The organism is Staphylococcus sp. HMSC067F07 (genome assembly GCF_001837405.1).
GTDB classification, from domain to species: domain Bacteria; phylum Bacillota; class Bacilli; order Staphylococcales; family Staphylococcaceae; genus Staphylococcus; species Staphylococcus capitis.
In genome coordinates this window covers 1-2,242 of sequence record NZ_KV832206.1, presented here as the reverse complement: position 1 = coordinate 2,242, position 2,242 = coordinate 1, and the positions used below count along the sequence as shown (strand labels likewise).

The following is a 2,242-nucleotide window of genomic DNA, read 5'->3' as shown; positions in this document are numbered from 1 at the left end:
CACCAGCACCAATAAATACATAATCAGCAAGTTCTGTTTGCACATCACCACTATTGCGTTGACGTACTTTAACTTCCCATTTACCATCTTTTCGATGATTAAAATCTATGACTTCATGATTATATTGAACATTAGCACTCGGATGTTGTTCAATATTTTTAGCCATTTTTCGAGTAAGCTCACCAAAATTAACATCTGTACCTTCATTAATTTTACTAGCGGCCATAATGTCACTCGAATTATGCCCTTTCATCATTAAAGGAATCCATTTTCTCATTTCCTCAATATCTTCCGTATATTCAATATTGTCAAACATCGGAAAATCTTTCATCGCATAATAGCGATCTTTTAAGAATTGAACATTATTTTTACCTCTCACAAAACTAATATGAGGTAAAGGCTGAATAAATTCTTTAGGGTTAGAAATACTTTTATTTTTAACTAAGTGGCTCCAAAATTGTTTTGAAATTTCAAATTGCTCATTAATTTCTTTTGCTTTTTCAATATCAATTGAACCATCAGGCTTTCTTACTGTATAGTTCAGTTCACATAAAGCAGCATGGCCAGTTCCGGCATTATGACGTTCATTAGAACTTTCAATCCCTGGACGATCTAAACGTTCATATAGTTTAATATTCCAATTAGGTTCTATTTCTTTAAGCATAGAACCAAAAGTAGTACTTAATACCCCAGCACCAATAATGACAACTGTTTTTGACTCTTTAGTATTCATAAATAATTCCTCTTCCTTTTTTTGTAACTAAGTAGTAGTATAATACAATTCAACTTATAATAAAAATACTCATTTTTAATCTGACTTATTCCATAAAAGAATAGGTTTAAAAGCAACTAAAAAACTCTAAAAGATGCGTTAAAGATTTATAAAACTTTAATATATCTTTTTTAGATGAAAACTTCTGATAATTGTAGGTTCTCTCATTATCTATGATTATTACTTTCTAACTGTATCTAGAAAATCATCTCCCCAATTACAAATTGAAAACACTACTTTATCAAGCTTTAGTCCTATTTCAGTCAATCTATAATCTACTTTAGGAGGGACTACTGGATAGACCGTCCTTTCGAGAATTTTGTCTTGTTCTAGTTCTCTAAGTTGTCTTATTAACATTCGCTGGTTGATATCAGGTAGTTTATTTTGTAATTCACTTAACCTTAAACGATTACTCTGCAAAAGATGGTAAACAATGGCAATTTTCCATCTTCCACCAATGACAGACAGGGCTAAATCTTTCGATGTATAAAATTCTTTATTATTATATTCAATTAACAAAACGAATCCTCCATTTTTTATAAAAAACCCCTTTTGCTTTTCTAAAAAATAAAATTACTTTATTAACGTTGAACCTCGAAAACATTAAGATCAATAAATTTTCTTAGCATAAATGTGTCATTTAATATTTTTTAGTTCAATCAATAAGTAAAATAAAGTACTCAAAAAATAATAATTAAAAGAAACAACTCCTTTTTAAAACGTTTAGGAGATGCTTTATATTTAAATAATCTTCTAAAACTTTTAGTAAAATATTTTGAACTCATTTCTAATATTTTTCCCTTAATTACATATTTTACTGCACACTTTAGTTACTTTCAGAATATAAATTTGATTTACAAAACTGCTTTGAGTTATTTCTATGTAGCATTAAAATCGAAAATTATATTTATAATTTCTGGAACAAAAGAGCTGTAAACAATCAACAATTTGAAATTAATCTCAAGCTATTTGGGATCAATATACTCATCAATGTTTCTTCAAAAATATCTTCTATATGTCGTTCATTTTTATGACTTTAGATATTTATGGGGTCATAAAAAGTCAAAAAAAAATAATTTGAAGTATGATTATTCAATGAATCTTATTACGTGTTTTTTCGTTTTTTATAATTTTTCAAATTCAGAAAGTAAAACAAATGAATGAATGAATTGCTTAGATTACTTTTGAGTGATTTTAATTTTGATATTAATACTAAAAGTAGGAGTCTTAAGAGTCTTTGGTTAAAAAAATTAAGACTCTTAAGAGTCTCGACGACGACTGAAGCCTATGAAATCAACAAAAAAAGGAGTCTTCAGACAATTCAAAGTGGTCTTGTAACAATTGTAAAGAGTCTGCAATAAAGTATCATATTACACCCTTCAATCTAATACATAAAAATGCTCATAATCACTTTTATATAAAGCTTTTAAGCTATCTATGGTGAATAATTGAGCAGAACGAATAAAAGGT

Annotated in this window: 2 protein-coding genes; both read right to left on the bottom strand. The window is 27.9% G+C overall.

The features are described 5' to 3' along the window. Positions 1-733 (bottom strand): malate:quinone oxidoreductase (locus tag HMPREF2706_RS00060; RefSeq protein ID WP_176746154.1); only part of this gene is annotated, 733 nt, incomplete at its 3' end. Between the two features lie 219 nt (positions 734-952). Next, a complete protein-coding gene (locus tag HMPREF2706_RS00055) occupies positions 953-1,291 on the bottom strand; it encodes a winged helix-turn-helix transcriptional regulator (protein ID WP_002436858.1) in 339 nt (112 codons plus the stop codon). Positions 1,292-2,242 lie beyond the last annotated feature (951 nt).